This is a genomic window from Planomonospora algeriensis, from assembly GCF_977012225.1.
This window is the reverse complement of the sequence record NZ_CDRNDK010000400.1, coordinates 1-5,821: the sequence shown is the minus strand read 5'-3', so window position 1 is coordinate 5,821 and position 5,821 is coordinate 1. Positions and strand designations below refer to the sequence as shown.

Sequence of the window (5,821 nt, the reverse complement as noted above, 5' to 3'; positions counted from 1 at the left end):
CCCTTCTGCATGGGCTTGCCGGAGGCGGGCAGGCCGGTGTCGCCGTTGCGGCCGGTGCTGCGGTGGTTCCGGGTGGCCGGTGCGGGCCCTGCCGTAGCGGCCTACGACATCCAGTAAGCCGCCTGGACGTAGCGGTCCCAGTGCGGCAGGGGTGCGGCCCGGTTGCGGGGGGCCGGAAACCCTAAAGTCCCGACACCACCGGCGGTCCCGAGCCGCCGCGAGCGGGCCGGAAGGCGGTCGCGGCCGGGATGAGGAGCCGTTCCGGTGCGGTGACGGCCGCCATGGTCGAGAGCCGGGACGGCGACCGGGAGTGTCCTGGCCGGGTGTCCGGGTGCGGGCCGGAGACCATGGCGGCGGGCCGGTGCCCCGGCGGTGGTGCCGTCAGGGGGTGGGCAGGGTGAAGAAGAAGGTGGTGCCCCCCGCGGGCCGGGCCTCGGCCCAGATGCGGCCGGAGTGGCGGGTGACGATGCGCTGCACCAGACTCAAGCCCATGCCGACGCTCTGGTAGGTACCGGTGGGGTGCAGCCGCTGGAAGGGGGTGAACAGCTCCTGCAACTGGTCGGGGCCGGGTGTGACGCCGTCGTCGTGGACGAGGTAGGTGGTGAAGCCCTCCGGTCCGGGCCGGTGCCCGACCTCGATGTGGGCGATCGCCCGGTCGCGGGTCGATTCGAGCGCGTTGTCCAGCAGGGTGGTCACCGCCTGCCGCAGCAGGGCGGGATCCCCCTGGCAGGGCGGCAGGTCGGCGAGGTCGAACCGGATGTCGCGTCCGGTCCGGCGCTCGGCCAGCTCGTCCCAGACCTGGCGGGTGAGCGCGGTCAGATCCACTCGCTGCGGATCGACTTGACCGCGTTGCAGCCGGGAGAACGACAGCAGGGCGGCGATGAGATCGGCCATTCGGTCCGCGTTGGAGCGGATCTTCTCCACGAACAGGGCCGCCTCCTCGGCGGTCATCTGACCGGGGTAGTGCTCGGCGAGGACTTCGGCGTAGGCGCTCATCGCGGTCAGCGGGGTGCGCAGGTCGTGGGAGATGCTGGCGGCGAACAGCTCCAGTTCGGTGTTGAAGGCCCGCAGCTCGGCGGCCTGGCGGCGCAGCTGCCGCTGCCCCTGCTGCCGCCGGTGCGCGATGTGCCCGATCGCGGCGGCGGCCACCAGGCCGAACAGCGCGACCGCCAGCAGGACGACCCCGAAGCGCCGCTGGGTCTCGTCCGCCGGGGCGTACAGCCTCCAGTGCGGCGCCTCGGTCACCAGCCGCCAGCCGCCCGGCCAGACGGGGGCGGAGGTGTAGTGCCAGTCCTCGCCTGTCGTGCGGTAGTCGCCGGCCGGTCTCCGCTCCAGCGCCGCGGCCAGGGGCGGAACGAGCCGGGACAGGGGGACGACCTGCGGTCCCAGGCTTCTGGTGGTGGCGACGACGTTGCCGAACCGGTCGACCAGGTAGGCGTGGCCTCCGGGGGGGACGACGGCCTCGCGCAGGTAGTCACCGAGCGGGCCGGTCGCCGCGACGAGTCCGCCGGAGAAGACCCGCCGCCCGTGGGGGGTCGGGAACGGCACGGCGATCGCGGTGAGGGATCGGCCGGAGACCACCACCGACCTGTACACGTCGGAGACGGTGATCCGGTCCCGCTGCAGGGCCAGGCGGACGTGTTCCAGCTCGTTCGTCAGACGCCGCCCGATCAGGGCGGGCTGCGGCGGCCAGGCGAGCATGACGCGGCCGCGGTCGTCGAACAGGATCATGGACGTGTAGCCCAGTCCCGCGCCGAACACCCCCAGCCGCTCCTGGCTGACGGTCCGATCGGCCAGGAGCCTGGAGGCGTCCTGCCGCTGCCTGGTCGCCAGCCCGGTCAGGTAGGACCGGGTGAAGTCGGCCGCGACCCGGGTGCGCTGGGCCAGACCCCCGTCCTCCGCGGCTCGCAGGAACCGGCCGGCCCATGCCCAGGTCGCCGTCGCGAGCACCACCAGCAGCAGCCACGCCACCGGGCCGAGGAACACGGCGAACCGGCCGCGCGATCCGCCTTCGCTGTCGGCCTCGGTCACGGCACCCCCGGATCCCTCGCAACCTGACATCCCCGTGCCGCCCCGGCGGACCGGCGGCCGACTCGTTCCCGGCCACGGTGAGGAGCCGGAAGCGACTGTCCGTGACGGTCGGGCACGTCAAGCTAATCAATGCCCTCCGAGACCGGGCACAGAGCCCGGACGGGCCCGCCTTCGGCCAAGAGAGCGCAAACCGGCGGTGCCGTGCTCACCGGGGGGCACTGCGGGGGATCAGCCGATCTGCCCGAGGATCTCGTTGAACCTCAGGCCGAGACCCTGGCCGAGCAGGATCACGGCGCCGACGATGACGGCGGCGACGAGAGCGGCCATGAGGCCGTACTCCACGGCGGTGGTGCCGCGCTCGGAGCCGCTGAGCGGGGTCCGGGACTTGAGCGGGGTCCGGGACTTGAGCGGACTCCGAGGCTTGAGCGGACTCCGAGGCTTGAGCGGGGTCCGGAGCCTGAGCAGGAAACGGGCGGTCATGGGTCGCTCCTCCGTGGGTCACACCGGCCTGCCGGAGGACGCCGGAGATCGTTGCTTTCCGTAAGATGACCACTACAGTAAGTCCTTTTTTGTTGTAGAAACGGTTATAAGACGGGTGCAAGTCGGTTGCACACCGTCATCTGCTCTCCGGCCTGGGCGGCGCCGGAACCCCGGACGGCGGCCCGTCTCAGGGGCGGGCGCGGGTCAGGAGGGCACCGACGCGGGCCGCCAGTTCACGGGGGCTGAACGGCTTGATCATGTAGTCGTCGGCGCCCGCCCGGAAGCCCTCCTCCACGTCGGCCTCCTGCGCCTTCGACGTCAGCATGAGCACCACCACGCCCTCCATGCCGGGCATGGCGCGCAGCCTGCGGCACACCTCGGGTCCCGGCAGGCCCGGCATCATCCAGTCGAGGATGACCAGGTCCGGCCGCTCCTGCTCCAGCGCCGCCAGGGCCTCGGTCCCGTCGTTGGCCGCGCGCACCGTATGGCCGCTCTGCTCCAGCCGGAACACGGTCAGGTCCCGGATGTCGATGTCATCCTCGACGATCAGAATGCCAGCCATGATCAACTCCACGACGGTTCGCTGCCGGGAACTCCCCCGATCGGCGGTTCATACCCGGTCCGGCGCTTTTAGCCGCTCCCGGAGGCTTCCGCGAGCGGATCGGCGCTCTCCGGCGGGCCTGCGCCGGCGCACGACCGACCATCCCATGATCCAGTGACCGGCTGTCCCGCGATCCGGATCGGCGGCCTGCTCGGGACCCCAGGCCCCGGCCGTTTCCGCGGTCCCCGACCGGCCTGCGCCCGTTTCCGCGGTCCTCAACTGGCTCCCACCGCGTCCGATGGACAAGAGAGGCGTCCTCGGCCGGACGCCGCCTGCATCGTGCCCGACCGGCGGAGCGGCGGCGCCGCGGCGGAGAGCGCCGCCGCTTCCGTCCTCCCACCGATAGGACCCCCATGGCTCTGCCCGTTGTGCGCCGTCCCCGCCGGCCGGGCCGCGCCGGCGGCATGGTCCCGGCCTGCGTCCTGCTGGCGCTCGGACTGACGGTCTCCTTCCTGATGGCGGTGGCCCTGGCGGGCGCGCAGCGCCGCCAGGCCGACGAGCGCATGGACCGCCATCTGGAGGCCGTGCGCGCCGCGGTGACCGGTGAGGCCTACCGGCGCGCGGAGACGCTCGGCCACCTGGCGGCCTCGGTGGGCGTGCAGGAGGACCTGACCGCCCAGGACTTCGAGGCGCTCACCTTCCGGCTCGCGTTCCGGGGGCTGCCCGGCATCACCGACGTGGGCTACGTCGTCTCCGTCCCCGACGCGCGGGTGCAGGCCGTACAGCGCGCCTGGCGGCGCAAGGGGGCGGCGAACCTGAACCTGCGGCCGGTGGGCACCGCCGAGCACCGGTTCGTGGTGCTCGACCGGAGCCTGGACACGGTCTCGCCCGCCCTCGGATCCGATCTGATGGCCGCCCGCGAGCCCTCCGAGGCGCTGGACGCCGCCCGCACCGGCGGGCAGGTCACCGCCAGCCGCGCCTACGTGCTGCTCCGGGACCGGATGCTGCCCGCCGCCCGGCAGCAGACGTCGTTCCTACTGGTCGCCCCGGTCTACGGCGCGGGCGGCGCCTCCGACGCCGGGCTGCTGCGCGGCTGGCTGGTGATGGGCGTACGGGGCGGCGACTTCATCGACGGCACGCTGCGGCAGGTCTCCCAGGGCAGGGTCAACGTGACGCTCTCCGACGTCTCCGTGCCCGGCGGGGAGCGCGCGATGGCCACCGTACGGGCCGGGGAGCCGCTGGGCGACGCCCGCCTGCGCCGCGAGGTCACCATGGACGTCGCCGGCCGCGCGTGGCGGCTGCGGCTCGACCCCACCACGCGCCTCGTCTCCGCCGCCGAGAGCCGCCTGCACCTGGTGGTCCTGGCCGCCGGGGCGGTGATCAGCGTCCTGCTGGCCGGTCTGGTGCTGGTCCTGGCCACCTCGCGCGACCGGGCGCTGGCGCACGTGGAGCAGGCGACCGCGGCGCTGCAGGCGGACATCGCCCGGCGCCGCCGGGTGGAGGCCCGGCTGCGGGAGCGGGAGACCGAGCTGGAGAGGTTCGCCGCGGTCGCGGCCCACGACCTGAAGTCCCCGCTCACCGTGATCGCGGGTTACTCCGAGCTGGTGGAGGACCACCTCGCCGACGGCGCGGGCGCGCAGGTGAGCGGCTGGCTGCAGCGGATCCGGGGCGGCACGGGCAGGATGCAGCGGCTCATCGACGACCTGCTCGCCTACGCCGCCGCCGGGGACGCCTCACTGGAGCTGTCCGAGGTCGACCTGGAGCGGCTCGTCGCCGACATCGTCATGGACCGCACCGCGCACCTCCAGCACGACCGGCCGCACATCGAGATCGGCCGCCTACCGGTGGTCACCGCCGACCCGGCCCGGCTCCGGCAGGTCATGGACAACCTCATCGGCAACGCCGTCAAGTACGTACGGCACGGCACCGTGGCGCAGATCGACGTCAGCGCCGAGCGCGACGGCCCGATGTGGCGCGTCACGGTCGCCGACCACGGCATCGGGATCGCCCCGGACCAGCGTGACGCCGTCTTCGCGGCCTTCGGCCGGGCGCGGGGGAGCGAGGGCTATCCGGGCACGGGCCTGGGGCTGGCCATCTGCCGCCGGATCGTCGACCACCACGGAGGGGAGATCCGGGCCGAGGAGAACTCCGGCGGCGGGACCCGCTTCGTCTTCACGCTGCCGGTGGTCCCCGGGCTTCCCGGCAGGGACACGCTCACCGAGGACGGGACCGGCGGGGGGCCGCTTTACTCCGCCCCCGGACCCGACCGCCGTTAGGGCCTGTATCGAAGCCTGAGGCGGGGGATCGGCGCGCCTTCCTCGAGTGCCGCCGCGGGAGACGGCCGGATCGGCCCACCTTTCTCAAGTGCCGCCGCGGGCGGCCGATGGTAGCGGGGACCGAGTCCGTATGACTTGTAGACCTAGAACCGCATGGGGGACAGTGATGACGATCACGGCCGAGATGATTCCGCAGACCGACCCGCTGCAGATCGCTGACCGGTGTGACCAGTGCGGGGCTCAGGCGTTCGTCCGTGTCATCTTCCGCCGCAACAAGGATCTGCTGTTCTGCGGGCACCACTACAGCAAGCACGAGCCGGCGCTGATGACCGCCTACCCGTACGCGGTGATCTACGACGAGCGCCGCAGGATCAACCAGAAGCCGAGCCTGTCCGCCAACGCCGACTGAGCTCCGCGCCGGTACCGGGGCCCGCCCCGGCCGGACCGCCGCCGGCCCTCCGGCCGGCGCACCGTTCTTCCGGCCGGCGCCGCG

Annotated in this window: 5 protein-coding genes; 2 read left to right on the top strand and 3 right to left on the bottom strand. The window is 73.2% G+C overall.

Annotation, left to right across the window (positions count from 1 at the left end):
* Positions 1-381: 381 nt before the first annotated feature.
* The 3 genes from ACWJ6R_RS28610 to ACWJ6R_RS28600 form a co-directional block, all read right to left on the bottom strand.
* On the bottom strand, positions 382-2,031 hold the full coding sequence (locus tag ACWJ6R_RS28610) for a sensor histidine kinase (RefSeq protein WP_449065204.1): 1,650 nt from the start codon (positions 2,029-2,031) through the stop codon (positions 382-384).
* A gap of 228 nt (positions 2,032-2,259) precedes the next feature.
* On the bottom strand, positions 2,260-2,511 hold the full coding sequence (locus tag ACWJ6R_RS28605) for a Flp family type IVb pilin (RefSeq protein WP_449065203.1): 252 nt from the start codon (positions 2,509-2,511) through the stop codon (positions 2,260-2,262).
* 187 nt (positions 2,512-2,698) lie between these two features.
* Positions 2,699-3,073 (bottom strand): response regulator transcription factor, encoded by a 375-nt coding sequence (locus ACWJ6R_RS28600; protein ID WP_449065202.1) that lies wholly within the window; start codon positions 3,071-3,073, stop codon positions 2,699-2,701.
* A 392-nt stretch (positions 3,074-3,465) separates the two neighbouring features.
* On the opposite strand from ACWJ6R_RS28600, the gene ACWJ6R_RS28595 reads away from it, so the two are divergent.
* Positions 3,466-5,328 (top strand): sensor histidine kinase, encoded by a 1,863-nt coding sequence (locus ACWJ6R_RS28595; RefSeq protein WP_449065201.1) that lies wholly within the window; start codon positions 3,466-3,468, stop codon positions 5,326-5,328.
* A gap of 166 nt (positions 5,329-5,494) precedes the next feature.
* On the top strand, positions 5,495-5,737 hold the full coding sequence (locus ACWJ6R_RS28590) for a DUF7455 domain-containing protein (RefSeq protein WP_449065200.1): 243 nt from the start codon (positions 5,495-5,497) through the stop codon (positions 5,735-5,737).
* Positions 5,738-5,821 lie beyond the last annotated feature (84 nt).

Bases quoted from the DNA above. Each gene is read 5' to 3' on its own strand.
- ACWJ6R_RS28595 (WP_449065201.1), top strand. From the start codon at position 3,466: ATGGCTCTGCCCGTTGTGCGCCGTCCCCGCCGGCCGGGCCGCGCCGGC.
- ACWJ6R_RS28605 (WP_449065203.1), bottom strand. From the start codon at position 2,511: ATGACCGCCCGTTTCCTGCTCAGGCTCCGGACCCCGCTCAAGCCTCGG.
- ACWJ6R_RS28590 (WP_449065200.1), top strand. From the start codon at position 5,495: ATGACGATCACGGCCGAGATGATTCCGCAGACCGACCCGCTGCAGATC.
- ACWJ6R_RS28600 (WP_449065202.1), bottom strand. From the start codon at position 3,073: ATGGCTGGCATTCTGATCGTCGAGGATGACATCGACATCCGGGACCTG.